Here is a 24,125-nt window from a genome sequence, read left to right as displayed (position 1 = left end):
CTCATTTAAGCGTTACGCGCCGACTACGATCGGTCGGGCCAGAGGCGGGACGGCGGCGCTGGTGGGCGCGATGCCGGCTTCGAACTCTGGACGGAAATACTTGATGGCGCTGCCCAAAGGCTCCACGGCACCCGGTGCGTGAGCACAGAAGGTCTTGCCTGGGCCGAGGAAACCCACCAGGCCCAGCAGGGTCTCGATGTCCCCTTGCTGGCCCTGGCCTTTTTCCAGGGCCATCAGCAGCTTGACGCTCCAGGGCAGGCCGTCGCGGCACGGGGTGCAGAAGCCGCAGGACTCGCGGGCGAAGAACTGCTCCATGTTGCGCAGCAGGGACACCATGTTGATGCTGTCGTCCACCGCCATGGCCAGGCCGGTACCCATGCGGGTGCCCACTTTGGCGATGCCGCCGGCATACATCTGGGCGTCCAGGTGCTCGGGCAACAGGAAGCCGGTACCGGCGCCGCCTGGCTGCCAGCACTTGAGCTTGAAGCCGTCACGCATGCCGCCGGCGTAGTCTTCGAACAGCTCGCGCGCGGTCACGCCGAAGGGCAGCTCCCACAGGCCGGGGTTCTTCACTTTGCCGGAGAAGCCCATCAGCTTGGTGCCGTGGTCTTCGCTGCCTTCGCGGGCCAGGGATTTGTACCATTCCACGCCGTCGCCGATGATCGCCGGCACGTTGCACAGGGTCTCGACGTTGTTCACGCAGGTCGGCTTGCCCCACACGCCCACGGCGGCAGGGAAGGGCGGCTTGGAGCGTGGGTTGGCGCGACGGCCTTCCAGGGAGTTGATCAGTGCGGTTTCTTCACCGCAGATGTAACGCCCGGCGCCGGTGTGGACGAACAGCTCGAAATCGAAGCCGCTGCCCAGGATGTTCTTGCCCAGAAGGCCTGCGGCCTTGGCTTCTTCCACGGCTCGACGCAGGTGCTTGGCGGCGGTGGTGTACTCGCCCCGCAGGAAGATGTAGCCGCGGTAGGTTTTCAGTGCGCGGGCACTGATCAGCATGCCTTCGATCAGCAGATGGGGCAGTTGCTCCATCAGCATGCGGTCTTTCCAGGTGTTGGGCTCCATTTCGTCCGCGTTGCACAGCAGGTAGCGGATGTTCATGGATTCGTCTTTGGGCATCAGGCCCCACTTCACACCGGTGGGGAAGCCCGCACCGCCGCGACCCTTGAGGCCGGCATCCTTGACGGTCTGCACGATGTCGTCCTGGGACAGGTCGGCGAAGGCCTTGCGGGCCGCCGCGTAACCGTTCTTGGCCTGGTACTCGTCGAACCAGACCGGCTCGCCGTCGTCGCGCAGGCGCCAGGTCAAGGGGTGGGTTTCTGCGGTGCGCGCAATGCGGTTCGCAGGACCGAAAGAGGTCAGGGTCATACGTAGCCCTCCAACAGTTTGGCCACGCCAGCAGGCTGCACGTCGCCGAAAGTGTCGTCGTCGATCATCAGCGCCGGTGCCTTGTCGCAGTTGCCCAGGCAGCACACCGGCAGCAGGGTGAAGCGGCCGTCGGCGGTGGTCTGGCCGAGGCCGATGCCCAGCTCGCTCTGGATCTGGCTGACCACGGACTCGTGGCCGCCGATGTAGCAGACCATGCTGTCGCAGACGCGAATGATGTGGCGGCCCACTGGCTGGCGGAAGATCTGGCTGTAGAACGTCGCCACGCCTTCAACGTCGCTGGCAGGAATGCCGAGGATCTCGCCGATGGCGTAGACCGCGCCGTCAGGCACCCAGCCACGTTCCTTCTGGACGATCTTCAGGGCTTCGATGGACGCCGCGCGCGGGTCTTCGTAGTGATGCTTCTCGTGCTCGATGGCCGAGCGCTCGGTTTCGCTCAGGGCGAAACGGTCTGTCTGGATAAGCGTGCTGTTCATGCTTAGCGGTCCACGTCGGCCATAACGAAGTCGATACTACCCAGGTACGCGATCAAGTCCGCGACCATGCTGCCGCGGATCACCGAAGGGATCTGCTGCAGGTGGGCGAAGCTTGGGGTACGGATCCGGGTGCGGTAGCTCATGGTGCCGCCATCGCTCGTCAGGTAATAACTGTTGATGCCCTTGGTCGCTTCGATCATCTGGAAGGATTCGTTGGCCGGCATCACCGGGCCCCACGAAACTTGCAGGAAGTGCGTGATCAAGGTTTCGATGTGCTGCAGGGTGCGCTCTTTGGGTGGCGGCGTGGTCAGCGGGTGATCCGCCTTGTACGGGCCTTCCGGCATGTTGCGCAGGCACTGGTCGATGATCTTGATGCTCTGGCGCATTTCCTCGACGCGAACCATGCAGCGGTCATAGGCGTCACCGTTGGCGGCCAGCGGGACTTCGAACTCGAAGTTCTCGTAGCCGGAGTACGGACGGGCCTTGCGCAGGTCGAAATCGCAACCGGTGGAGCGCAGGCCGGCACCGGTGACGCCCCACTCCAGGGCTTCCTTGGTGTTGTAGGCGGCAACGCCGATGGTCCGACCCTTGAGGATGCTGTTCTGCAGGGCAGCCTTGGTGTATTCGTCGAGGCGCTTGGGCAGCCATTCGACGAAGTCCTTGACTAGCTTTTCCCAGCCACGCGGCAGGTCGTGGGCGACGCCACCGATGCGGTACCAGGCCGGGTGCAGGCGGAAACCGGTGATGGCTTCGATCACGGTGTAGGCGCGCTGACGGTCGGTAAAGGTGAAGAACACCGGGGTCATGGCGCCGACGTCCTGGATGTAGGTACCCAGGAACAGCAGGTGGCTGGTGATCCGGAAGAACTCGGCCATCATGATGCGGATGACGTCGACCTTCTCCGGCACCTTGATGCCGGCCAGTTTCTCGACCGAAAGCACGTACGGCAGGTTGTTCATCACCCCGCCGAGGTAGTCGATACGGTCGGTGTAAGGGATGAAGCTGTGCCAGGACTGACGCTCGGCCATCTTCTCGGCACCACGGTGGTGGTAGCCGATGTCCGGTACGCAGTCGACGATCTCTTCACCGTCCAGCTGCAGGATGATGCGGAAGGCACCGTGGGCCGAAGGGTGGTTCGGGCCCAGGTTGAGGAACATGTAGTCCTCGTTGGCACCGGAACGCTTCATGCCCCAGTCTTCCGGACGGAAGCGCGCGGCTTCTTCTTCCAGCTGCTGCTTGGCCAGGTTCAGGCTGAACGGGTCGAACTCGGTGGCGCGGGCCGGGAAGTCCTTGCGCAGCGGGTGACCTTCCCAGGTCGGCGGCATCATGATCCGCGAGAGGTGAGGGTGGCCGGCAAAGTCGATGCCGAACATGTCCCAGACTTCACGCTCGTACCAGTTGGCGTTAGGCCAGATACCGGTCACGGTGGGCAGGCTGAGGTCGCCTTCGGACAAGGCCACCTTGATCATCACGTCGCTGTTACGTTCGATCGACAGCAAGTGGTAGAACACGCTGAAGTCGGCACCTGGCAGGCCCTGGCGCTTGGTGCGCAGGCGCTCGTCCACGCCGTGCAGGTCGTAGAGCATGACGTACGGCTTGGGCAGGTTGCGCAGGAAGGTCAGGACTTCAACGAGCTTGGAGCGGGTAACCCACAGCACCGGCATGCCGGTGCGGGTGGCTTGGGCGGTGAACGCCTCAGGGCCAAAACGGTTATTGAGTTCGACGACCACATCCTGGTCGTCAGCCTTATAAGGCGGGATGTACAGAGCACTGCCTGTAGTCATGGTTTTTTATCGCTTTCGGTCAACGTAAAGAGTGAAGCCAGGTTCGTTTCTTTGTAAGAACAGAACTGGATCAGACTTCGTCAGGGCTGCGCAGGTTGGTGACCTGTATACGCTGTTCGCGGCGCTGTTCCTTTTGCGACGGCATCTCGGCGCGATACACGCCTTGGTCGCCGACGACCCAGGAAAGTGGGCGACGCTCCTGGCCAATGGATTCCTGCAAGAGCATCAGGCCTTGCAGGAACGCTTCGGGGCGGGGCGGGCAGCCAGGTACGTAGACGTCCACGGGCAGGAACTTGTCCACCCCCTGGACTACCGAGTAGATGTCGTACATGCCGCCGGAGTTGGCGCACGAACCCATGGAGATAACCCATTTCGGCTCGAGCATTTGCTCATAGAGACGCTGGATGATCGGCGCCATCTTGATGAAGCAGGTCCCGGCGATAACCATGAAGTCCGCCTGACGCGGCGATGCCCGGATAACCTCGGCGCCAAAGCGCGCGATGTCGTGGGGCGCCGTGAAGGCGGTGGTCATTTCCACGTAGCAGCAGGACAGGCCGAAGTTGTACGGCCACAGGGAGTTCTTACGCCCCCAGTTGACCGCGCCGCTCAGCACGTCTTCGAGCTTGCCCATGAAGATGTTTTTGTGGACCTGATCCTCTAACGGATCGGAAACGGTTTCCCGTTCGCCGATCGGATACTGATCGTTAGGAGCATCGGGGTCGATCCGGGTGAGATTGTATTGCATCGCCAAAGCCTCATTGTTTTAGCTTCGCCTGCCGCTTACGACGACCTTCCGGAGCCCAGTCAAGAGCCCCCACCCGCCAAAGGTAGACAAGACCTGCCAACAGAATTGCTATGAAAACGAGAGCTTCGACGAATCCGGTCCAGCCGCTTTCGCGGACGGACACAGACCAGGCAAAGAGAAAGAGGGCTTCGATATCGAAGATCACGAAGAGCATCGCGACCAGATAGAATTTGGCTGAGAGCCGCAAGCGGGCGCCACCGGTAGGTAGCATGCCGGACTCGAACGGTTCGTTTTTGCTGCGGCCCCAGGCTTTTGACCCGAGGAGGCTGGAGACGCCGAGCATGAAGGCGCAAAGGCCGACAACGCCCAGAAGGAAAATGGCAAAGCCCCAGTTGTGGGCCATGAGTCCTGTCGCTTCGGGCATGCTGGTAATCCTTAACAGAGAGCAAGAGTCTCTGAGCTTGATAAAGAAATAAAGCAGTGACGATATGTCGCAGCGCAATCAATCGCGCTGATTTTATGGCTAAACACCGGGCAAGTAAAATTTCTAAAGCGAAATTGTTTATCGTAATAAGGACATAGCTCACCCCGGTAGCCCCGTAAGCCGCGGCCTGCGGGCATTAGGGGAGGTTTTGTTAATTATGTTTTGTAGCGGCTGTAACGAAAGTTACAACTGCTAAATGATAATCAATATTGTTTAGAGGCTGTTTTAATCTGCTTTCCTTCGGGGAGTGGGAAAGTTGCTTGTTATATCCCTGTTACTGCAAGTAGCAGGGGCGCACCTTTTAACCTCTTTCGCCCTTGCTAACACCGCCCTGGATCAATATTTGGCCAGCTTTTTTGCAGGGGCGGGCATGGCGAGGCTTTTGAGGAGGGCGCGCAGGGTAGAGGTTCGCCGGCAAGCCGGCTCCTACAAGAGGAGTGGGCAAAAAAAACGCCCCGAACCAGTCGGGGCGTCAGCTGTACAGCAATGCAGTTGTTTTTACCGGGTCTGCATTGGCCGCTCGATCAAGCCGTGAGGCCTAAATCAGTGGAACTGTTCTTCTTCGGTGGAGCCGGTCAGCGCGGTTACCGAGGACGAGCCACCCTGGATCACGGTGGTCATGTCGTCGAAGTAGCCGGTGCCCACTTCCTGCTGGTGAGCCACGAAGGTGTAGCCCTTGGCGGCGTCAGCGAACTCTTGCTCTTGCAGTTTCACGTAGGCGGTCATGTCGTTGCGGGCGTAGTCGTGCGCCAGGTTGAACATGCTGTGCCACATGTTGTGGATGCCGGCCAGGGTGATGAACTGGTGCTTGTAGCCCATGGCGGACAGTTCGCGCTGGAACTTGGCGATGGTCGCGTCGTCCAGGTTCTTCTTCCAGTTGAAGGAAGGCGAGCAGTTGTACGACAGGATCTGGTCCGGGTATTCCTTCTTGATCGCCTCGGCGAAGCGACGGGCTTCGTCCAGGTCTGGCTTGGCGGTTTCGCACCAGATCAGGTCGGCGTACGGAGCGTAAGCCAGGCCGCGGGCGATTGCCTGGTCCAGGCCGGCTTTCACTTTGTAGAAGCCTTCCTGGGTGCGGGTGCCAGTCACGAATGGCTGGTCGTACGGGTCGCAGTCCGAAGTCAGCAGGTCAGCAGCGTTGGCGTCGGTACGGGCCAGGATGATGGTCGGTACGCCGGCAACGTCGGCCGCCAGACGGGCAGCGGTCAGCTTCTGTACGGCTTCCTGGGTTGGCACCAGTACCTTGCCGCCCATGTGGCCGCACTTCTTCACGGAAGCCAGCTGGTCTTCGAAGTGAACGCCGGCGGCGCCTGCTTCGATCATGCTCTTCATCAGCTCGTAGGCGTTCAGTACGCCGCCAAAACCGGCTTCAGCGTCGGCCACGATCGGTGCGAAGTAGTCGATGTAGCCGTCGTCGCCCGGGTTCTTGCCGGCTTTCCACTGGATCTGGTCGGCGCGACGGAACGAGTTGTTGATGCGCTTGACCACGGTTGGAACCGAGTCCACCGGGTACAGCGACTGGTCGGGGTACATGGATTCGGCGGAGTTGTTGTCCGCAGCTACTTGCCAGCCCGACAGGTAGATCGCCTGGATACCGGCTTTAACCTGTTGTACAGCCTGGCCGCCGGTCAGGGCGCCCATGCAGTTGACGAAATCTTTATCAGGACGGAAGGACGGCTTGGCACCTTGGGTGACCAGGTTCCAGAGCTTCTCGGCGCCCATGCGTGCCAGGGTGTGCTCGGGTTGAACCGAGCCACGCAGACGGACCACGTCGGCAGCGGAGTAGGTGCGAGTCACGCCTTTCCAGCGCGGGTTTTCAGCCCAGTCTTTTTCAAGGGCTGCAATTTGCTGTTCGCGTGTCAGTGCCATGGAGATAAACCTCGTCGCGTCTTGTGTAAAAAGTCGTTCTTGGTTGGAGAATTCCGGCTCCGCCGATCACGCGTCATAACGCTGCGTAAAAGGCTGCTCGCTGACCAGGAAGCTTATGGCGGTCAAGTCGGGTCTGGCGGGGATGGCGACGGGTGAACGATGGGCTCGAGGGGAAAGTGAGCAGGTGAAGGCGAGCTGCGGGGCGCATGCCGGCGTCGTGGGCCTTGGTGCGTTCCATCAGTGTGTTGCCGATCTACCTAATTACGCTTCCGTCCCTCGGGACAACTTCGTTCCAGTCGCAATCTCGTCAAACACACCTTGTGGGCGGTACAGACACGAATCGGCTCAGGTGGGTAGGTTAGAGCGGCGATCCGAAGGCCCTTGCCAGGGCCCCTGATTAGCGGGAGCGAGGCCATCATGCCCGCGGTTTTTTGGCTCGTCAAATGTTTTGTAGTGCTTTTTTTGCGGCACTACATCTTTGGTCTAATACGACTAATCAGTCAGTTTTTGGTGCTTTAGTCCAAGGCATCGACCTTGACCCGCAAGGTCATGTCGTCCCGGCCTTGAGTCGAGTAGCTGCGGCCCGGGCCCTGTTTATCGGCCTGGGTCTGGCGATTGACTCCGGCCAGGGTGATCCATTCACCCAGGCGTCCGCTGACAGTTGTGTCGGTGCTTTGCACGTTCACTACATCGGGACGTTCCTGGCTCATGCGGTCACGGTTGGTGCTGATGCTCAGGTGCACGGTTTCACCGGTAACGCTGGCGGTGACATAGAAGCCCTGGGTGACGTTGCGGTACTGGGTCTGGTTCTGCAGGCGCCCGTAGGGGTCGGTCTGGGTGGTGGTCAACGGCACGCTCTGGCCGACCTGGATCAGCGCTGGCACGCCTTCGCTGGCCTGGATCTGCTGGATACCGCCGTCGCGGCTCTCGGTGCTGCGGTTGATGATCCGCGTCTGCGGTACGCCGTTGACCGAATAGCCCTGGTTGTCCTGAAGGTTGTTTTCGTTGGTGTCGACGGTGATCAGCAGGCGTTTGGCCGCGGTGTCCAGTTGGGCGATAAAGGCTCGCAGTTCGGCGATCTTGCCCGGCTCGGCGTTGACGATCAGCTGGTTGCCATAGGCGCTGACCTTGCCGTCCTTGCCGAGGAAGTTCTGCGCCACCGGCAGCAGGTCGGCACTGGTGCGGTTGTTGAGGGGCACGATCTCGGTGGCGGCCATGACCGAACAGCTGAAGGTCAGCAGCAGCGTCGTGAGCAGGGTGCGTAGGGACATATCCGTTATCTCCGCGAGTAGCTGGCGTAAAGCCTTGAGTTTGACACTTTGTCGGCTTTGGGTGGGGCAAGTTGAATCGCGCACGGCAAAACGCCCCGGCATCCTGGTCTCCAGCTTAGTTGCCGGAGGAGGGATGGCGGGGCGTTTTAGCTGGCCGTTGCCGCGAGCGGCGTGTCGGTCAGGCGCTGCGAACCATGTCGACGTGGGGAATGCCCGCTTCGAGGAACTCCTCGCTGACGATGGAGAAGCCCAGGCGCTCATAGAACGCCGTGGCCTGGACCTGGGCGCTGAGCATCTGCTGCTTCAGGCCGCGCTTTTCGGCTTCATCGATCACCGCGCGCATCAGTGCGTCGCCAACCTTCAGGCCGCGCCAGTCCTTGAGCACCGAAACCCGGCCCACATGGCCGTCGGGCAGCAGGCGCGCGGTGCCGATGGGGAAGTCGCCCTCGAAGGCCAGGAAGTGCACGGCGCTGTCGTCGTCGGCATCCCACTCCAGTTCGGGCGGCACCGATTGCTCGGCAATGAATACGGCTTCACGGATGCGCCGGATCTCGGCGTTGTCCTTTTGCCAGTCTGCGACACGTACGTGAATCTTATTCATCGGCAAACCCCAGGCTCCCTTGCTTGACCAGTTCACACAACAGGCCGCGCCCATCGTCATCCGCCAGCCACTGGCCGAGGTTGTCGATATGCAGGGCATCGGCGGCGCAAATCATTTTCAGCAGTTCGCGCAGCTTACCGGGAAGCAGACGGCTTTGGCCGCTGGCGAACAGTAGCAGGTCTTCATCCACTTCCGACCAGGCCAGGCGCGCGCTCGGGTTGCGGATCAGGATCGCGCCCTGTTCCAGGCTGCCCAGCAGGTCTTCTTCTTCCAGTTCGGGTCCGGTCACCAGTTCCGGGTAGCGTGGTTCGGTCATGAACTGGCCGAACCAGGTCAGCAGCAGGCGTTCATCGCTCATGTGCTCGGCCAGCAGGCCCTTGAGCCGGTCGAGGGCGTCCTGCTGGATCTGGTGCGGGTCGCTGGCCGGCTGCACGTCGGCGTCGGTGTAGCGGTCTTCGTCCGGCAGGAACTGGCCGAGGAAGTCGGTGAAGTGGGTCAGGACTTCGGCGGCGCTCGGGGCGCGGAAACCGACCGAATAGGTCATGCAATCATTCACCGCAACGCCATAGTGGGCCAGGCGCGGTGGCAGATAGAGCATGTCGCCGGGCTCCAGGACCCAGCTTTCGGTTTCTTCGAATTCGGCGAGGATGCGCAGGTCTGCGTGCTGCAGCAGCGGGCTTTCGGAGTCGCACATCTGGCCGATCTTCCAGTTGCGCTTACCAAAGCCTTGCAGCAGGAACACGTCGTAGTTGTCGAAGTGCGGGCCGACGTTACCGCCAGGTGCGGCGAAGCTGATCATCACGTCATCGATGCGCCAGCTCGGCAGGAAGCGGAAGTGCTCCAGCAACTCGGCGACTTCCGGGACGAACTGGTCCACGGCCTGGACCAGCAGGGTCCAGTCGCGTTCCGGCAGCTTGCTGAACTCGTCTTCGGCGAAGGGGCCGCGGCGCAGTTCCCATGGGCGCTCGCCGTTTTCGATCACCAGGCGCGATTCGACTTCTTCTTCCAGGGCCAGGCCGGCCAGTTCGTCAGGTTCGATCGGGCTTTCGAAGTCAGGCAGGGCCTGACGGATCAGCAGGGGTTTCTTCTGCCAGTAGTCACGCAGAAATTCCCGTGCAGTGATGCCGCCCAGAAGTTGAAGAGGAATATCAGGATTCATGTGTAACCTATTGAAAAAGTGTACTTTTCTAGCAGGAATAAAAACGCCCGGCGCGGCCGGGCGTCAAAAGGTCGAGCAATCGGTCAGATGCGCTTGGCCTGGGCTGCAGCATTACCGATGTAGCTGGCCGGGGTGAGCTGTTTCAGCTCGGCCTTGGCCGCGGCGGGCATGTCCAGCCCGTCGATGAAAGTCTGCAGCGCTTCTGGGCTGATGCCCTTGCCGCGCGTCAGTTCCTTGAGCTTTTCGTAGGGGTTTTCGATGTTGTAGCGGCGCATCACGGTCTGGATTGGCTCGGCCAGGACTTCCCAGCAGGCGTCCAGGTCTTCGGCGATTTTCTGCGCGTTGAGCTCCAGTTTGCTGATGCCTTTGAGGCTGGCCTCGTAGGCAATCACGCTGTGAGCAAAGCCCACGCCCAGGTTGCGCAGCACGGTGGAGTCAGTCAGGTCGCGCTGCCAGCGGGAGATCGGCAGTTTGCTTGCCAGGTGCTGGAACAGTGCGTTGGCGATGCCCAGGTTGCCTTCGGAGTTTTCGAAGTCGATCGGGTTGACCTTGTGCGGCATGGTCGAGGAACCGATTTCGCCGGCAATGGTGCGCTGCTTGAAGTAGCCCAGGGAGATGTAGCCCCAGATATCGCGATCGAAGTCGATCAGGATGGTGTTGAAGCGCGCAATGGCATCGAACAGCTCGGCGATGTAGTCGTGCGGCTCGATCTGCGTGGTGTAGGGGTTGAAGGCCAGGCCCAGCTCGTCTTCGATGAAGGCGCGGGCGTTGGCTTCCCAGTCGATGTCCGGGTAGGCCGAGAGGTGGGCGTTGTAGTTGCCCACGGCGCCGTTGATCTTGCCCAGCAGGGGCACGGCGGCGACCTGGGCGATCTGGCGCTCCAGGCGGTACACGACGTTGGCCAGCTCCTTGCCCAGGGTGGTCGGCGAGGCCGGCTGGCCGTGGGTGCGCGAGAGCATCGGCACTTCGGCGAAACGGATCGCCAGCTCGCGGATGGCGTTGGCGGTCTGGCGCATCAGCGGCAGCATCACTTCATCACGGCCTTCGCGCAGCATCAGGGCGTGGGACAGGTTGTTGATGTCCTCGCTGGTGCAGGCGAAGTGGATGAACTCACTGACGTTGGCCAGCTCAGGCAGCTTGGCGGCTTGTTCCTTGAGCAGGTACTCGATGGCCTTGACGTCGTGGTTGGTGGTGCGCTCGATCTCTTTGACGCGCTCGGCGTGCTCCAGGGAGAAATTCTCTGCCAGGGCATTGAGCACGGCGTTGGCTTCGGCGGAGAACGCCGGCACTTCGCTGATGGCGCTGTGGGCGGCCAGGCGCTGGAGCCAGCGCACTTCAACGAGGACGCGAGCACGGATCAGGCCGTATTCGCTGAAAATGGGGCGCAGGGCCTGGGTTTTGCCGGCGTAGCGGCCGTCAACAGGGGAAACCGCAGTGAGCGAAGAGAGCTGCATGGGGTGTTCTCGGACAGTCGGGCAACGAAATGGGGCGCGTATCATACATGAAAATATCCGCCGGTCCGTTGCCAACTGACCAGCGTCTTACGCGCAGCTCTTGAAAAATCAGGCGCAGCTCAGCTGCTGCGCATCAACGGATAAAGCTCTTTGAGCAATTTGCGCCGGCTGATCACCAGTTGCCAGCGATGGCCGCCCAGCTGTCGCCACAGGCGTGCGGAACGAATGCCGGCCAGCAGCAGGGCGCGGATCTTCGAGGCATTGCTGGGCTGCTGCAGATTGCGCATGTCGCCGTGCACCTGAATGCGCTGGCGCAGGGTGCTCAGGGTGTCCTGGTACAGCCCGCCGCACGCGGCGATGACGTTTTCGTGGGCTGGACCGAAATGTTCGACCTGGGACTGGATCTGCGGCAGGCGTTTGCCGATGGTCTCCAGCAGGTCGTCGCGCTTGGCCAGCTGGCGCTCCAGGCCGAGCATCGACAAAGCGTAGCGCAGTGGTTCGCGCTGCAGGGTGCTGGGGTCGCGCTCCAGAGCGCCGATCAGGGCCCGGTAACCCTCGCGCAGGTTGATGTCGTCGCCGCCGTAGACTTCCAGGGTGTCTTTCGGGTCGCGGATCAGCAGGCTGCCGAGCATGCAGCTCAGGGCCGCTTCGCTGACCTGGCCGGTCTTGGCGATGCGGTCCACAAGCACCGCTGCGAGGAAAACACCACCCAGCGCCGTCAATTGCTCCTGAATCGGGCTCATGGACGGGCGTCCTTGCTGCTCCAGGGTTCGGCCACTTCGATCACGCCGCCACCGAGGCAGATCTCGCCGTCGTAGAACACCACGGACTGGCCGGGAGTGACGGCGCGCTGTGGGTCGTCGAAGGTGGCGCGGTAGCCGTTGGCGGTCTTTTCCAGGGTGCAGGGCTGGTCGCTCTGGCGGTAGCGTACCTTGGCGGTCAGGCGCCGCGGCTGGCTCAGGTCGATGGGGTTGACCCAATAGATGTCGGAGGCCAGCAGGGCACGGGAGAACAGCCAGGGGTGATCATTGCCCTGGCCCACGATCAGCTCGTTGTGCTCCAGGTCCTTGATCAGCACGTACCACGGCTCTTCGCCGGCGTCTTTCAGGCCGCCGATGCCCAGACCCTGGCGCTGGCCAATGGTGTGGTACATCAAGCCGTGATGGCGGCCGATGACTTCACCTTCGGTGGTCTTGATCTCGCCGGGCTGGGCCGGCAGGTATTGCTTGAGGAAGTCGCTGAAGCGCCGCTCGCCGATAAAGCAGATGCCGGTAGAGTCTTTCTTCTTCGCCGTGGCCAGGTCGTGTTTTTCGGCAATGGCGCGCACTTCGGGCTTTTCCAGCTCGCCTACCGGGAACAGGGTCTTGGCGATCTGCTCGCCGCCAACGGCGTGGAGGAAGTAGCTCTGGTCCTTGTTCGGGTCCAGGCCCTTGAGCAGTTCGGTGCGGCCATCGATGTCACGGCGGCGCACATAGTGGCCGGTGGCGATCAGGTCGGCGCCGAGCATCATGGCGTAGTCGAGGAAGGCCTTGAACTTGATTTCGCGGTTGCAGAGGATATCCGGGTTCGGCGTGCGGCCGGCCTTGTATTCGGCCAGGAAGTGCTCGAACACGTTGTCCCAGTATTCGGCGGCGAAGTTGGCGGTGTGCAGCTTGATGCCAATCTTGTCGCACACGGCCTGGGCGTCGGCCAGGTCGTCCATGGCGGTGCAGTATTCGGTTCCGTCGTCTTCCTCCCAGTTCTTCATGAACAGGCCTTCCACCTGGTAACCCTGCTCCATCAGCAGGAGGGCGGAAACGGAAGAATCCACGCCGCCGGACATGCCGACAATGACGCGCTTCTTTTGGTTATCAGAAGGGGCTGGATCACGCATAGGAATTCAACGGGTGTCTTGAAAAAGGACGCGATTCTAACAGGCTGAGGCCTGCAAGGCTAAAACTGCGGTTAAAGCATTGGTCGGATCAGTGCCAGGCTGTGCAACTGGCCATCCAGGTAATCGTCCAGGCACTGCAGGATCAGCTCGCTGCGCCAGTTGGCCCGTTGCTCCAGCAGTTGCTCGCGGCTCAGCCAGCGCGGGCCGATGATGCCGTCATCCAACTGATAGTCCGGATGATGGCGCAGTGGCTTGGCGGCGAAGCACACGCGCTGGTAGGTCACGCCGTTGCTGGGGGCGGTGTAGAGGTAGATGCCGACCACGCCGGTCAACTCCACATCCCAGCCGGTTTCCTCCAGGGTTTCGCGTACGGCCGCCTGGAGCAGGCTTTCATTGGCATCCAGGTGCCCGGCGGGCTGATTGAGCACGGCCTGTTCGCCCGAGTACTCCTCGACGAACAGGAAGCGGCCCTGGTCCTCGACGATGGTGGCGACAGTAATATGTGGTTGCCATTCCATAAAGGCACTCCTTTATAAAGGGTGAGCATTGTAGGAGCCGGCTTGCCGGCGAAGCGAGCGCTGTCTGTTTTGCCGACAGGCCGGTTGCTGCGGACGCCAGAAGCACAAACCCCGGCACGGGGCCGGGGTTTGTGTGTTCGCTCGTGCTTACACCAGCGCAGCAATGGCTGCGTTGAGGGTGGCGCTCGGGCGCATGGCCTGGCTCACCAGTTCGGGGTTGGCGCTGTAGTAGCCTCCGATGTCCACGGGCTTGCCCTGTACGGCGTTGAGCTCGGCGACGATGGTCGCTTCGTTCTCGGTCAGGGTCTTGGCCAGGGTGCTGAACTGCGCTTGCAGGGCGGCGTCCTCGGTCTGGGCGGCCAGGGCTTGAGCCCAGTACAGCGCCAGGTAGAAGTGGCTGCCGCGGTTGTCGATGTTGCCGACCTTGCGCGATGGCGACTTGTTGTTGTCGAGGAACTGGCCGGTCGCCTGGTCCAGGGTCTTGGCCAGCACCAGGGCTTTCGGGTTGTTGTAGGTGTTGCCCAGGTGCTCCAGGGAGGCGGCCAGGGCCAGGAACTCACCCAGGGAGTCCCAGCGCAGGAAGTTCTCTTCCAGCAGCTGCTGTACGTGCTTGGGAGCCGAACCGCCGGCGCCGGTTTCGAACAGGCCGCCGCCGTTCATCAGCGGCACGATCGACAGCATCTTGGCGCTGGTGCCCAGTTCCATGATCGGGAACAGGTCGGTCAGGTAGTCGCGCAGTACGTTGCCGGTCACCGAGATGGTGTCCTTGCCGTCGCGGGTGCGGGCCAGGGTGAACTTCATGGCTTCGACCGGGGACATGATGCGGATGTCCAGGTCGCTGGTGTCGTGATCCTTCAGGTAGGCCTGAACTTTCTCGATCATCACGCCGTCGTGGGCACGCATCGGGTCCAGCCAGAAAATGGCCGGAGTGCTGCTGGCACGAGCACGGTTGACCGCCAGTTTGACCCAGTCCTGGATCGGCGCGTCTTTGGTCTGGCACATGCGGAAGATGTCGCCGGCTTCGACTTTCTGCTCCAGCAGCAGGCTGCCTTTGCTGTCGGTGACGCGAACCACGCCGTCAGCCTTGATTTCGAAAGTCTTGTCGTGGGAACCGTATTCTTCGGCTTTTTTCGCCATCAGGCCAACGTTCGGCACGCTGCCCATGGTGGTCGGATCGAACGCGCCATTGGCTTTGCAGTCTTCGATCACGGCCTGGTAGATGGTGGCGTAGCAACGGTCCGGGATCACGGCCTTGGTGTCGTGCAGCTGGCCGTCGGTGCCCCACATCTTGCCGGAGTCACGGATCATGGCAGGCATCGAGGCGTCGACGATCACGTCGCTCGGCACGTGCAGGTTGGTGATGCCTTTGTCGGAGTTGACCATGGCCAGGGCAGGGCGGGCTGCGTAGACGGCCTGGATGTCGGCTTCGATCGCAGCTTGCTGGTCGGCCGGCAGCGCCTTGATGCGGGCGTACAGGTCGCCGATGCCGTTGTTCAGGTTGAAGCCGATTTCCTGCAGCACGGTGGCGTGCTTGCTCAGGGCATCCTGATAGAACTCGGCAACGATCTGGCCGAACATGATCGGGTCGGAGACCTTCATCATGGTGGCTTTGAGGTGCACCGACAGCAGTACGCCTTGCTTCTTGGCGTCTTCGATTTCGGCGGCGATGAAGGCACGCAGGGCCTTTTTGCTCATTACGGCGCAGTCGAGGATCTCGCCGGCTTGCACGGCGGTCTTTTCCTTCAGGACGGTGGCAGTGCCGTCCTGGGCGATCAGTTCGATCTTGACGCTGTCGGCTGCTTCGATCAGGGCCGCTTTTTCGCTGCCGTAGAAGTCGCCGTTGCTCATGTGGGCAACGTGGGACTTGGAGTCCTTGGCCCAGGCGCCCATCTTGTGCGGGTGCTTGCGCGCGTAGTTCTTCACCGACAGCGGGGCGCGGCGGTCGGAGTTGCCTTCACGCAGGACCGGGTTCACGGCGCTGCCCTTGACCTTGTCGTAACGGGCCTTGGCGTCTTTGTCGGCGTCGCTGGTGACGGTTTCTGGGTAGTCCGGCAGTGCATAGCCCTGGGCCTGCAGCTCTTTGATCGCGGCTTGCAGTTGCGGGACCGAGGCGCTGATGTTCGGCAGCTTGATGATGTTGGCTTCCGGGGTGACCGCCAGCTCGCCCAGTTCGGCAAGGTGGTCCGGCACCGCTTTGGTACCCAACTGCTCAGGGAAGCTGGCGAGGATGCGGCCGGCCAGGGAGATGTCGCGGGTTTCCACGGCGATATCAGCCGAAGCGGTGAAGGCTTCTACGATAGGCAGCAGGGAATAGGTGGCGAGGGCCGGGGCTTCGTCGGTGAAGGTGTAGATGATCTTCGAGCGGGTGGGCATATTCGGATTAACTCTCTTCTTTGCTAAAGCGTGCGCAGAAACTCGAGGTGCGCCGGGTAAGCGCTTTCGTTCAAAGGTCATCCATGAGCCGAATGTCGAGGTTTCTTCGCGGTGATGTTGGGTGCATCAGTCGAGCGTCAAGCGGGTGGGCTGCGGTAACAACCCGGCTTTGGGCGGCCATTCTCGGCTTGTTTTATTCGGTAGCAGAGCGTTCGGCCGTCGTGACTCTGTGGTCAGCGGCGGCATTATACATAGGTAGCTAGCAAAACGCCGATGCTTCATAGGTGCCCGTTCTCGTCCATTGGTCTAAAGGTCGCAGGCAGGGTGCAGGCGTAGAGTCGCTCGGGGTGCTTTACTTTGGCACTTTTCCCTTTGCTTTCAGGCTTGTAGGCCGCGAACTGTGCAGCTTTCACGGCATATGGGTGGAACATGAGGTTCCCGTCCAGATTCAACTGGGGTACGCTCGAACGCAGCCAGATGTTCAATCCACACAACGGAGTTCAGCATGGGATACAAGAAGATTCAGGTTCCAGCAGTCGGCGACAAAATCACCGTCAACGCAGACCATTCTCTCAATGTTCCTAACAACCCGATTATTCCTTTCATCGAAGGCGACGGTATTGGTGTTGATATCAGCCCGGTCATGATCAAGGTTGTCGATGCTGCGGTTAAGAAGGCTTACGGCGGCGAACGCAAGATTTCCTGGATGGAAGTGTATGCCGGGGAAAAAGCGACTCAAGTGTACGACCAGGACACCTGGCTTCCTCAGGAAACCCTGGACGCAGTGAAGGATTACGTGGTTTCCATCAAGGGCCCGCTGACCACTCCGGTCGGTGGTGGCATCCGTTCCCTGAACGTGGCCCTGCGTCAGCAACTCGATCTCTATGTGTGCCTGCGCCCTGTGCGCTGGTTCGAAGGCGTGCCCAGCCCGGTGAAAAAGCCTGGCGATGTGGACATGACCATCTTCCGTGAAAACTCCGAAGACATTTACGCCGGCATCGAGTGGAAAGCCGGCTCGGCAGAAGCCACCAAGGTCATCAAGTTCCTCAAGGAGGAAATGGGTGTCACCAAGATCCGTTTCGACGAAAACTGCGGCATCGGCGTCAAGCCGGTTTCCCTGCAGGGCACCAAGCGTCTGGCGCGCAAGGCGCTGCAATATGTAGTGGATAACGACCGCGACTCGCTGACCATCGTGCACAAAGGCAACATCATGAAGTTCACCGAAGGTGCCTTCAAGGAATGGGCCTACGAAGTGGCTGCCGAAGAGTTCGGCGCGACCCTGCTGGACGGCGGTCCCTGGATGCAGTTCAAGAACCCGAAAACCGGCAAGAACGTCATCGTCAAGGATGCCATCGCCGACGCCATGCTCCAGCAGATCCTGCTGCGCCCGGCCGAATACGATGTGATCGCGACCCTCAACCTCAACGGTGACTACCTGTCCGACGCCCTGGCGGCGGAAGTGGGCGGCATCGGCATTGCACCAGGCGCCAACCTGTCAGATACCGTGGCCATGTTCGAAGCCACCCACGGTACCGCGCCCAAGTATGCCGGCAAGGACCAGGTCAACCCGGGTTCGTTGATCCTCTCCGCAGAGATGATGCTGCGCCACATGGGCTGGACCGAAGCGGCTGACCTGATCATCAAGGGCACCAATGGCGCAATCTCGGCCAAGACCGTGACCTATGACTTCGAACGCCTGATGGACGGTGCAACCCTGCTGTCTTCCTCGGCCTTCGGCGATGCGCTGATCTCGCACATGTAAGCTGTACGGTGACCAAAGCAAACCGGCCGACTCAATCCCTTGAGTCGGCCGGTTTTTTTATGACTGGATGTTGGTTGGATCAGCTCAGGGCACTTTCGGGCTGGGCCTCGGCGGTGACGATTTCGCCGGGCACCTTCAACGCGCTGATTTTGATCGCATGCAGGCCCTTGGGCCCTTGGATGATCTCGAAGCTCACAGCCTGTCCGGCTTTCAAGGTCTTGTAGCCATCCATATCGATGGCCGAGTAATGGGCAAACAGATCGTCAGTCTTGCCCTCCTCATTAATAAAGCCATAACCCTTGGCGTTGTTGAACCACTTGACCTTACCGCTAGCCATACTCATATCCCTCTGCAACAGACTCCATCACTGGAGTATCATCCAGTTCATCCGCCGCCAAGCTTGGTAAAAAGGTTGACGCCGCGGACGTTTATTACCCAATGTGGGCCCTATTGGTTGTAACACCGTTTTGCCGATAGTCAAGTTGACCCGGCGGTCGGAGTTGAAATCCTTCCAGGGCGCCCCCACCACTGTATTTGCACAACTGACGAACCTTTCTTTCCATGCATGCAATCAGCCAGATTCGACTAACATTCAATCAGGATCGCCCGGACTTGCACGACGACGATTCCGCTGGCTTGGCAGTACAGGAGGCTAAGCCTGCTCTCCAGGCGCCGCCGATGTACAAGGTGGTTTTGTTCAACGATGACTACACGCCGATGGATTTCGTCGTCGAAGTGCTCGAGATGTTTTTTAACCTGAATCGCGAGCTGGCGACCAAGGTCATGCTGGCCGTCCATACCGAAGGGCGGGCAGTGTGTGGATTGTTTACCCGCGACATCGCCGAGACCAAGGCCATGCAGGTCAACCAGTACGCCCGGGAAAGCCAGCATCCGCTACTCTGTGAAATCGAGAAGGACGGTTAACGCCGACCACTTGGGTATGAGGTGAAGCTATGTTAAACCGCGAGCTCGAAGTCACCCTCAATCTCGCCTTCAAGGAGGCCCGTTCGAAGCGTCATGAGTTCATGACCGTCGAGCATCTCCTGTTGGCTCTTTTGGATAATGAGGCCGCCGCCACCGTTTTACGTGCCTGCGGAGCAAACCTCGACAAACTCAAGCACGACCTGCAGGAGTTCATCGACTCCACCACGCCGCTGATTCCCGTGCACGACGAGGATCGCGAAACTCAGCCAACCCTGGGTTTCCAGCGTGTATTGCAACGTGCTGTCTTTCACGTACAGAGCTCGGGCAAGCGTGAAGTCACCGGTGCCAATGTGCTGGTGGCAATCTTCAGTGAGCAAGAGAGCCAGGCGGTGTTCCTGCTGAAACAGCAGAGCGTTGCCCGTATCGACGTGGTCAACTACATCGCCCATGGCATCTCCAAGGTGCCCGGGCATGGCGATCATTCTGAAGGTGAACAGGATATGCAGGACGAAGAGGGTGGTGAGTCGTCTTCTTCGGGCAATCCTCTGGATGCCTATGCCAGCAACCTCAATGAGCTGGCCCGTCAGGGGCGCATTGATCCGTTGGTAGGGCGCGAGCAGGAGGTCGAGCGCGTAGCGCAGATCCTGGCGCGCCGGCGCAAGAACAACCCGCTGCTGGTGGGTGAGGCAGGCGTGGGCAAGACCGCGATTGCCGAGGGCCTGGCCAAGCGCATCGTCGACAATCAAGTGCCGGACCTGCTGGTCAACAGCGTCGTCTACTCGCTGGATCTCGGGGCGTTGCTGGCCGGTACCAAATACCGCGGCGATTTCGAGAAGCGCTTCAAGGCGCTGCTGGGCGAATTGAAAAAACGCCCTCAGGCGATCCTGTTCATCGACGAAATCCACACCATCATCGGTGCCGGTGCGGCCTCTGGGGGGGTGATGGACGCCTCGAACCTGCTCAAGCCGTTGCTGTCTTCGGGTGATATCCGTTGCATCGGCTCGACTACCTTCCAGGAGTTCCGTGGCATTTTCGAGAAGGACCGGGCCTTGGCGCGGCGCTTCCAGAAAGTCGATGTGTCCGAGCCCTCGGTTGAAGACACCATTGGCATCCTGCGCGGCCTCAAGGGGCGTTTCGAGCAGCATCACAGTATCGAATACAGTGATGAAGCCCTGCGTGCCGCTGCAGAATTGGCCTCGCGCTATATCAATGACCGGCATATGCCGGACAAGGCCATCGACGTCATCGACGAGGCAGGGGCCTATCAGCGCCTGCAGCCGGCGGAGAAGCGCGTGAAGCGCATCGAAGTGGCCCAGGTCGAAGACATCGTGGCGAAAATCGCGCGGATTCCACCAAAACATGTCACCAGTTCCGATAAAGAGCTGCTGCGCAATCTTGAGCGCGATCTCAAGCTGACGGTGTTTGGCCAGGATGCGGCGATCGATTCGCTGTCCACCGCGATCAAGCTGTCCCGTGCGGGCCTGAAATCGCCGGACAAACCGGTCGGTTCCTTCCTGTTCGCCGGGCCTACCGGCGTTGGCAAGACCGAAGCGGCGCGGCAGTTGGCCAAGGCCATGGGGATCGAGCTGGTACGCTTCGACATGTCCGAGTACATGGAGCGGCACACCGTCTCGCGCTTGATTGGTGCGCCTCCCGGCTATGTCGGTTTCGACCAGGGTGGCTTGCTGACCGAGGCCATCACCAAGCAGCCGCATTGCGTATTGCTGCTCGATGAAATCGAGAAGGCCCACCCGGAAGTCTTCAACCTGCTGCTGCAGGTGATGGACCACGGGACCCTGACCGACAACAACGGGCGCAAGGCGGATTTCCGCAATGTGATCGTCATCATGACCACCAACGCCGGTGCTGAAACCGCGGCGCGAGCCTCCATCGGCTTCACGCATCAGGATCACTCGTCCGATGCCATGGAAGTGATCAAGAAGAGCTTCACGCCGGAGTTCCGCAACCGTCTGGACACCATTATCCAGTTCGGTCGCCTGAGCCACGAAGTGATCAAGAGCGTGGTGGACAAGTTCCTTACCGAGCTTCAGGCGCAGCTGGAAGACAAGCGCGTGCAACTGGAAGTGACCGATGCCGCTCGCAGCTGGCTGGCCGCCGGTGGTTACGACGTGACCATGGGCGCCCGTCCGATGGCGCGCTTGATCCAGGACAAGATCAAGCGTCCCCTGGCCGAGGAGATCCTGTTTGGCGAGTTGTCCGACCATGGCGGTGTGGTCCACATCGACATCAAGGATGGCGAGCTGACCTTCGATTTCGAGACCACGGCGGAAATGGCTTGATCGCCGCATAACGCAGCAGTACAGCCAAAGGCACCGGGAGGTGCCTTTGTGCTATCTGGCGTTTGAAACGTTTTTTGCAGACGAACAAAAACGCCCGGCATAACCGGGCGTCTTGTATTGACTTGCTTAGCGAGCGCGGTAAGTGATGCGCCCTTTGCTCAAGTCATAGGGCGTCAGCTCGACGCGCACTTTGTCACCGGTAAGAATACGAATGTAGTTCTTGCGCATCTTGCCGGAAATATGCGCGGTTACGACGTGCCCATTTTCCAACTCCACACGAAACATGGTGTTGGGCAGGGTGTCGACGACAGTGCCTTCCATTTCGAAGCTGTCTTCTTTCGACATGCAGTAAAGCCCTCGGTGTCCAATGAATGGCCCGGTGCAACTGCGCCAGGCAAAAGCGGCGTGCATTGTGCCCGAAAAGTGGGGTTTAAGCCAAGACCTTCTAGTTGAGGATCACCCATCTCTGGTTAACCAGCAGCTCTATGGGGCGATATTGGGTCTTGTAGTTCATCTTTTTGCAGTTCTTGATCCAGTAGCCGAGGTACACCGCATCCAGCCCCAGGCGCAGGGTTTCGCCGATTTGCCAAAGGATCGCAAAGCGCCCGAGGCTGCGGCGCTCTTCGTCGGGTTCATAGAAGGTGTAGACCGCCGACAGGCCATTGGGCAGCAGGTCGGTGACCGCCACGGCCAGCAGGCGGCCGTCCAGGCGGAACTCGTAGAAGCGCGAGAAGGGCAGGTCTCGAACCAGGAAGGTCGAGAACTGGTCGCGGCTGGGGGGGAACATGTCGCCATCGGCGTGGCGTTGCTCGATGTAGCGCTGGTAGAGGTCGAAATACTCTTCACTGAAGCAGGGTTTGGCCGCGTGTACGGTCAGGTCGCTGTTGCGTTTGAGAATGCGCTTTTGCTGGCGGCTGGGCAGGAACTGTGTAGCAGGAATGCGCGCCGGCACGCAGGCGTTGCAGTTCTGGCAGTGGGGGCGATACAGATGATCGCCGCTGCGCCGAAAGCCCATTTCCGACAGATCCGCGTAGACATGCACGTCCATGGGCTGGCTGGGATCTAGGAACAGAGTGGTCGCCTGTTCGTCGGGCAGGTAGCTGCAAGAGTGGGGTTGGGTGGCATAGAACTTCAGGCGCGCCAACTCGGTCATGAGTCAACCCTCGGAATAAGCTTTGCAATTAAGTGTAAGCCACCCCCGGCAAACCCGCCTAGGAAACCCATATGGCGCGGCTCGGCAGGTCCAGGTGGTGTTTCAGGTAATTCGCGAATTCTGGCCGGGAAATGGATCGGGCGCCGAGGCTGTGCAGGTGTTCGGTGGGCATCTGGCAGTCAATCAGCACAAATCCCCACGCCTTCAAGCGTTCCACCAGAGTGGCAAAGCCGAATTTCGAGGCATTGTCGGCGCGGCTGAACATCGACTCGCCGAAAAACAGCTGCCCCATGGCCAGTCCATACAAGCCGCCCACCAGCACTCCCTGATCCCAGACTTCCACCGAATGGGCGTAGCCGCGTTGATGCAGTTGCAGGTAGGCACGTTGCATCGCTTCGCTGATCCAGGTGCCGTCGGCATAGGCGCGAGGCGCTGCACAGGCGCTGATGACTGCGGCAAAGTCCTGATCGAAGGTCACCTGATAGCGTTGTTTGCGCAGCAGCTTGCCCAGGCTGCGGGAGACATGCAGTTCGTCCGGGAATAACACCGTGCGCGGATCGGGGGACCACCAGAGAATCGGCTGGCCCTCGGAAAACCAGGGAAAGCAGCCGTGACGATAGGCCTGGATCAGGCGGTCGGCAGACAAGTCTCCGCCTGCGGCCAGCAAGCCATTGGGCTCGCGCATGGCCTTTTCCAGCGGCGGGAAGTCGAGTGTGTTGCGTTGTAACCAGGTCAGCATGGTATCCAGACTTGCGGCAGGGGAGGGCGGTGGCGAGCCATTGCGGGCCCGCCACAAGCGTAGGGCGAGGGCTTAGTTGTCGTCGAGGAATTTTTCCGCATCCAGCGCTGCCATGCAGCCGGCGCCGGCCGAAGTGATGGCCTGGCGATAGACGTGGTCGGCCACGTCGCCGGCGGCAAATACCCCCTGGATGCCGGTGGCCGTGGCATTGCCTTCGCTGCCGCCACGCACCAGCAGGTAGCCGTCGCGCATCTCCAGCTGGCCCTGGAACAGATCGGTATTGGGCTTGTGGCCGATGGCGATAAACACCCCGGCCAGTGCCAGATCCTTGGTTTCTCCGCTGTGGCTGTCCTTGAGGCGGGCGCCCGTCACGCCGCTGGCATCGCCCAGCACTTCCTCCAGGTGCTGGTTCCAGTGCAGGCGGATATTGCCATTGGTGGCCTTGTCGAACAGCTTGTCCTGGAGAATCTTCTCGGCTCGCAGCTTGTCGCGGCGATGCACCAGGTGCACTTCTTTGGCGATGTTCGACAGGTACAGTGCTTCCTCCACGGCGGTGTTGCCGCCGCCCACCACGGCCACCACCTGATTGCGGTAGAAGAAGCCATCGCAGGTGGCGCAGGCGGAAACCCCCTTGCCGGCAAAGGTCTCTTCGGAGGGCAGGCCCAGGTATTGCGCCGAGGCGCCGGTGGCGATGATCAGCGCGTCGCAACTGTAGGTGCCGCTGTCGCCGATGAGGATAAACGGCCGCTGCTGCAACTGTGCGGTGTGGATGTGGTCATAGACGATCTCGGTGTCGAAGCGTTCGGCGTGTCTCTGCATCCGCTCCATCAGCACCGGGCCGGTCAGGCCTTCGACATCGCCGGGCCAGTTGTCGACTTCGGTGGTGGTGGTCAGTTGGCCGCCGGCTTGCAAACCGGTGATCACCGTCGGTTTGAGGTTGGCCCGAGCGGCATAGACGGCAGCGCTGTAACCGGCAGGGCCAGAGCCCAGAATGATCAGGCGTGAATGCTTCGCATCGTTCATAAAAACACCTCATAAGCCTTTGTCACAAAAGAGAATGCATGCTCCAATTGAACAGTGCGTAACAGGCCGTTGACTATGCTGGTCGGAGGGTTCCGACGTGGCATGGCGTGAACAAACCCGTACAATACGACGCTGTACCGGGTTTATTCAGAATTGCACTGTTTCAGAAGCAAGGGGCAGAGTGTTAAAAGTAGCCCCAGTTACGCCGGTCAACTTTATTTACCTGCTCGG

At 60.7% G+C, this 24,125-nt stretch carries 22 protein-coding genes; 3 read left to right on the top strand and 19 right to left on the bottom strand.

Features of this window, described 5'->3' with window-relative positions:
- Positions 1–12 precede the first annotated feature (12 nt).
- From nuoF to ABCR88_RS21580, 14 genes are all read right to left on the bottom strand, one after another.
- Positions 13–1,368, bottom strand: a complete 1,356-nt coding sequence (nuoF, locus tag ABCR88_RS21645) for an NADH-quinone oxidoreductase subunit NuoF (RefSeq protein ID WP_011062189.1) — start codon at positions 1,366–1,368, stop codon at positions 13–15.
- Positions 1,365–1,862 carry an NADH-quinone oxidoreductase subunit NuoE gene (nuoE, locus tag ABCR88_RS21640; protein ID WP_350403535.1) on the bottom strand — a complete coding sequence of 166 codons (498 nt, stop codon included), beginning with the start codon at positions 1,860–1,862 and terminating at the stop codon, positions 1,365–1,367. The genes nuoF and nuoE overlap by 4 nt, the downstream gene beginning before the upstream one ends.
- A gap of 2 nt (positions 1,863–1,864) precedes the next feature.
- Complete coding sequence (gene nuoC / locus ABCR88_RS21635; RefSeq protein ID WP_011062187.1) at positions 1,865–3,646, bottom strand: NADH-quinone oxidoreductase subunit C/D; 1,782 nt, start codon at positions 3,644–3,646, stop codon at positions 1,865–1,867.
- 70 nt (positions 3,647–3,716) lie between these two features.
- Complete coding sequence (locus ABCR88_RS21630; protein ID WP_011062186.1) at positions 3,717–4,391, bottom strand: NADH-quinone oxidoreductase subunit B; 675 nt, start codon at positions 4,389–4,391, stop codon at positions 3,717–3,719.
- A gap of 10 nt (positions 4,392–4,401) precedes the next feature.
- Positions 4,402–4,815, bottom strand: coding sequence for an NADH-quinone oxidoreductase subunit A (locus ABCR88_RS21625; RefSeq protein ID WP_011062185.1), 414 nt, complete (start codon positions 4,813–4,815; stop codon positions 4,402–4,404).
- Between the two features lie 603 nt (positions 4,816–5,418).
- Positions 5,419–6,744: an isocitrate lyase gene (gene aceA / locus ABCR88_RS21620; RefSeq protein ID WP_011062184.1), complete on the bottom strand. Its 1,326-nt coding sequence runs from the start codon at positions 6,742–6,744 to the stop codon at positions 5,419–5,421.
- Between the two features lie 515 nt (positions 6,745–7,259).
- On the bottom strand, positions 7,260–8,015 hold the full coding sequence (locus ABCR88_RS21615; protein ID WP_011062183.1) for a secretin N-terminal domain-containing protein: 756 nt from the start codon (positions 8,013–8,015) through the stop codon (positions 7,260–7,262).
- Between the two features lie 178 nt (positions 8,016–8,193).
- On the bottom strand, positions 8,194–8,616 hold the full coding sequence (locus ABCR88_RS21610) for a GNAT family N-acetyltransferase (protein ID WP_041119052.1): 423 nt from the start codon (positions 8,614–8,616) through the stop codon (positions 8,194–8,196).
- On the bottom strand, positions 8,609–9,775 hold the full coding sequence (locus ABCR88_RS21605; protein ID WP_015636294.1) for a cupin domain-containing protein: 1,167 nt from the start codon (positions 9,773–9,775) through the stop codon (positions 8,609–8,611). Before ABCR88_RS21605 ends, ABCR88_RS21610 begins: the two co-directional genes overlap by 8 nt.
- Before the next feature lie 83 nt (positions 9,776–9,858).
- On the bottom strand, positions 9,859–11,229 hold the full coding sequence (gene purB, locus ABCR88_RS21600) for an adenylosuccinate lyase (RefSeq protein WP_019092906.1): 1,371 nt from the start codon (positions 11,227–11,229) through the stop codon (positions 9,859–9,861).
- 119 nt (positions 11,230–11,348) lie between these two features.
- Complete coding sequence (gene hflD / locus ABCR88_RS21595) at positions 11,349–11,972, bottom strand: high frequency lysogenization protein HflD (RefSeq protein WP_011062179.1); 624 nt, start codon at positions 11,970–11,972, stop codon at positions 11,349–11,351.
- Positions 11,969–13,102 (bottom strand): tRNA 2-thiouridine(34) synthase MnmA, encoded by a 1,134-nt coding sequence (gene mnmA / locus ABCR88_RS21590; RefSeq protein ID WP_015636291.1) that lies wholly within the window; start codon positions 13,100–13,102, stop codon positions 11,969–11,971. The genes hflD and mnmA overlap by 4 nt, the downstream gene beginning before the upstream one ends.
- Before the next feature lie 71 nt (positions 13,103–13,173).
- Positions 13,174–13,620, bottom strand: coding sequence for an NUDIX hydrolase (locus ABCR88_RS21585; RefSeq protein WP_015636290.1), 447 nt, complete (start codon positions 13,618–13,620; stop codon positions 13,174–13,176).
- A 147-nt stretch (positions 13,621–13,767) separates the two neighbouring features.
- A complete protein-coding gene (locus tag ABCR88_RS21580) occupies positions 13,768–15,993 on the bottom strand; it encodes an NADP-dependent isocitrate dehydrogenase (RefSeq protein ID WP_350403534.1) in 2,226 nt (741 codons plus the stop codon).
- A gap of 505 nt (positions 15,994–16,498) precedes the next feature.
- Between ABCR88_RS21580 and icd the strand changes: the two genes are divergently transcribed.
- Positions 16,499–17,755, top strand: coding sequence for an NADP-dependent isocitrate dehydrogenase (icd, locus tag ABCR88_RS21575; protein ID WP_011062175.1), 1,257 nt, complete (start codon positions 16,499–16,501; stop codon positions 17,753–17,755).
- A 79-nt stretch (positions 17,756–17,834) separates the two neighbouring features.
- On the opposite strand, the gene cspD is transcribed toward icd, so the two are convergent.
- Positions 17,835–18,098, bottom strand: coding sequence for a cold shock domain-containing protein CspD (gene cspD, locus ABCR88_RS21570; RefSeq protein WP_019092905.1), 264 nt, complete (start codon positions 18,096–18,098; stop codon positions 17,835–17,837).
- A gap of 218 nt (positions 18,099–18,316) precedes the next feature.
- Between cspD and clpS the strand changes: the two genes are divergently transcribed.
- Entirely contained in the window at positions 18,317–18,679 is a 363-nt protein-coding gene (clpS, locus tag ABCR88_RS21565) for an ATP-dependent Clp protease adapter ClpS (RefSeq protein WP_011062173.1), read from the top strand.
- A gap of 29 nt (positions 18,680–18,708) precedes the next feature.
- The gene (gene clpA, locus ABCR88_RS21560) at positions 18,709–20,979 is read left to right on the top strand and encodes an ATP-dependent Clp protease ATP-binding subunit ClpA (protein ID WP_011062172.1); all 2,271 of its coding nucleotides are present in this window, start codon (positions 18,709–18,711) and stop codon (positions 20,977–20,979) included.
- A gap of 126 nt (positions 20,980–21,105) precedes the next feature.
- Here clpA and infA read toward each other — a convergent pair whose 3' ends face one another.
- The 4 genes from infA to trxB all read right to left on the bottom strand — a co-directional run bounded on the left by infA (position 21,106) and on the right by trxB (position 23,894).
- Entirely contained in the window at positions 21,106–21,324 is a 219-nt protein-coding gene (infA, locus tag ABCR88_RS21555) for a translation initiation factor IF-1 (protein WP_002553999.1), read from the bottom strand.
- A gap of 100 nt (positions 21,325–21,424) precedes the next feature.
- Complete coding sequence (locus ABCR88_RS21550) at positions 21,425–22,132, bottom strand: arginyltransferase (protein ID WP_015636288.1); 708 nt, start codon at positions 22,130–22,132, stop codon at positions 21,425–21,427.
- A 58-nt stretch (positions 22,133–22,190) separates the two neighbouring features.
- The gene (gene aat, locus ABCR88_RS21545) at positions 22,191–22,871 is read right to left on the bottom strand and encodes a leucyl/phenylalanyl-tRNA--protein transferase (RefSeq protein WP_015636287.1); all 681 of its coding nucleotides are present in this window, start codon (positions 22,869–22,871) and stop codon (positions 22,191–22,193) included.
- 72 nt (positions 22,872–22,943) lie between these two features.
- Complete coding sequence (trxB, locus tag ABCR88_RS21540) at positions 22,944–23,894, bottom strand: thioredoxin-disulfide reductase (protein ID WP_232643442.1); 951 nt, start codon at positions 23,892–23,894, stop codon at positions 22,944–22,946.
- Between the last annotated feature and the right edge of the window lie 231 nt (positions 23,895–24,125).

It is taken from the genome of Pseudomonas sp. W17 (assembly GCF_040268305.1).
Lineage (GTDB): Bacteria > Pseudomonadota > Gammaproteobacteria > Pseudomonadales > Pseudomonadaceae > Aquipseudomonas > Aquipseudomonas protegens.
The sequence above is the reverse complement of the archived record's forward strand: the minus strand, read 5'-3'. Positions and strand labels throughout refer to the sequence as shown.

Coding starts and splice junctions, on each gene's coding strand:
- nuoF (WP_011062189.1), bottom strand. CDS start 1,368: ATGACCCTGACCTCTTTCGGTCCTGCGAACCGCATTGCGCGCACCGCA.
- nuoE (WP_350403535.1), bottom strand. CDS start 1,862: ATGAACAGCACGCTTATCCAGACAGACCGTTTCGCCCTGAGCGAAACC.
- nuoC (WP_011062187.1), bottom strand. CDS start 3,646: ATGACTACAGGCAGTGCTCTGTACATCCCGCCTTATAAGGCTGACGAC.
- ABCR88_RS21630 (WP_011062186.1), bottom strand. CDS start 4,391: ATGCAATACAATCTCACCCGGATCGACCCCGATGCTCCTAACGATCAG.
- ABCR88_RS21625 (WP_011062185.1), bottom strand. CDS start 4,815: ATGCCCGAAGCGACAGGACTCATGGCCCACAACTGGGGCTTTGCCATT.
- aceA (WP_011062184.1), bottom strand. CDS start 6,744: ATGGCACTGACACGCGAACAGCAAATTGCAGCCCTTGAAAAAGACTGG.
- ABCR88_RS21615 (WP_011062183.1), bottom strand. CDS start 8,015: ATGTCCCTACGCACCCTGCTCACGACGCTGCTGCTGACCTTCAGCTGT.
- ABCR88_RS21610 (WP_041119052.1), bottom strand. CDS start 8,616: ATGAATAAGATTCACGTACGTGTCGCAGACTGGCAAAAGGACAACGCC.
- ABCR88_RS21605 (WP_015636294.1), bottom strand. CDS start 9,775: ATGAATCCTGATATTCCTCTTCAACTTCTGGGCGGCATCACTGCACGG.
- purB (WP_019092906.1), bottom strand. CDS start 11,229: ATGCAGCTCTCTTCGCTCACTGCGGTTTCCCCTGTTGACGGCCGCTAC.
- hflD (WP_011062179.1), bottom strand. CDS start 11,972: ATGAGCCCGATTCAGGAGCAATTGACGGCGCTGGGTGGTGTTTTCCTC.
- mnmA (WP_015636291.1), bottom strand. CDS start 13,102: ATGCGTGATCCAGCCCCTTCTGATAACCAAAAGAAGCGCGTCATTGTC.
- ABCR88_RS21585 (WP_015636290.1), bottom strand. CDS start 13,620: ATGGAATGGCAACCACATATTACTGTCGCCACCATCGTCGAGGACCAG.
- ABCR88_RS21580 (WP_350403534.1), bottom strand. CDS start 15,993: ATGCCCACCCGCTCGAAGATCATCTACACCTTCACCGACGAAGCCCCG.
- icd (WP_011062175.1), top strand. CDS start 16,499: ATGGGATACAAGAAGATTCAGGTTCCAGCAGTCGGCGACAAAATCACC.
- cspD (WP_019092905.1), bottom strand. CDS start 18,098: ATGAGTATGGCTAGCGGTAAGGTCAAGTGGTTCAACAACGCCAAGGGT.
- clpS (WP_011062173.1), top strand. CDS start 18,317: ATGCATGCAATCAGCCAGATTCGACTAACATTCAATCAGGATCGCCCG.
- clpA (WP_011062172.1), top strand. CDS start 18,709: ATGTTAAACCGCGAGCTCGAAGTCACCCTCAATCTCGCCTTCAAGGAG.
- infA (WP_002553999.1), bottom strand. CDS start 21,324: ATGTCGAAAGAAGACAGCTTCGAAATGGAAGGCACTGTCGTCGACACC.
- ABCR88_RS21550 (WP_015636288.1), bottom strand. CDS start 22,132: ATGACCGAGTTGGCGCGCCTGAAGTTCTATGCCACCCAACCCCACTCT.
- aat (WP_015636287.1), bottom strand. CDS start 22,871: ATGCTGACCTGGTTACAACGCAACACACTCGACTTCCCGCCGCTGGAA.
- trxB (WP_232643442.1), bottom strand. CDS start 23,894: ATGAACGATGCGAAGCATTCACGCCTGATCATTCTGGGCTCTGGCCCT.